Genomic DNA, 1,153 nt, shown 5'->3' with positions numbered 1-1,153 from the left:
GTTACATTCCGAACCCGGAAGCTAAGCCTCACAGCGCCGATGGTACTGCAGGGGGGACCCTGTGGGAGAGTAGGACGCCGCCGAACAATTATTCAAAGCCGTGGCCCCCAGCGACTCGCTGGGGGCCACGGCTTTTTTTGCGTGTCAGAACGTGTTTGACCCGGCCAGTCCGCCCTACCGCCCGAACGCGGTACGGGAGCGGATGCCGGACAATGGAGATGGTGTCCGGTCAGGTGGCCGGCACTGCACCGCCGCGGGGCGAGCTTGTCGCCGGAACCGGGGTGGTGGAGTTTGAAGCAGCAGACAGGAGTCACCACGATGTCGAACCCGCCCCAGGACCGTCCCGAGCGTCGATCGGACGACGGCGGCGGCTACGAGCCCCGGTCACGCGGGGGCTGGTCGAACGACCGTGGCGGGTACCGCCGCGACGATCGTTCCGACCGCGACCGTGGTGGCTACCGTCGCGACGATCGCCCCTCCGGCGGCCATGGCCGTGACCGTGACGACCGTGGTGGTTTCCGTCGGGATGACCGTCCGCAGGGCGGTGGTTTCCGCCGTGACGACCGTCCGCAGGGCGGTGGTTTCCGCCGTGACGACCGTCCCTCCGGCGGTTTCCGTGAGGACCGTCCGCGTCGGGACGACCGTCCGCAGGGCGGTGGTTTCCGTCGGGATGACCGTCCGTCGGGCGGCTATGGCCGTGACCGTGACGACCGCGGCGGTTTCCGTCGTGACGACCGTCCGCAGGGCGGGTACGGCCGTGACCGTGACGACCGTGGTGGTTTCCGTCGGGATGACCGTCCGCAGGGCGGTGGTTTCCGTCGTGACGACCGTCCCTCCGGCGGTTTCCGTGAGGACCGTCCGCGTCGGGACGACCGTCCTTCGTACGGTGGCGGCCATGGCCGTGACCGTGACGACCGTGGTGGTTTCCGTCGGGATGACCGTCCGCAGGGCGGTGGTTTCCGTCGTGACGACCGTCCGCAGGGCGGCTATGGCCGTGACCGTGACGACCGTGGTGGTTTCCGTCGGGATGACCGTCCGCAGGGCGGTGGTTTCCGCCGTGACGACCGTCCCTCCGGCGGTTTCCGTGAGGACCGTCCGCGTCGGGACGACCGTCCTTCGTACGGTGGCGGCCATGGCCGTGACCGTGACGACC

General features: G+C 69.3%; 1 rRNA gene and 1 pseudogene. Both read left to right on the top strand.

Features of this window, described 5'->3' with window-relative positions:
* Nucleotides 1-86, top strand: a 5S ribosomal RNA gene (rrf, locus tag ACZ5ON_RS31615); the annotation flags it as partial.
* Between the two features lie 178 nt (nucleotides 87-264).
* Nucleotides 265-1,153: pseudogene (locus tag ACZ5ON_RS31610) on the top strand (hypothetical protein); the annotation flags it as partial.

The sequence above is a fragment of the Kitasatospora sp. NPDC032150 genome (assembly GCF_055579945.1).
This window is presented reverse-complemented; position numbering and strand designations above follow the sequence as displayed.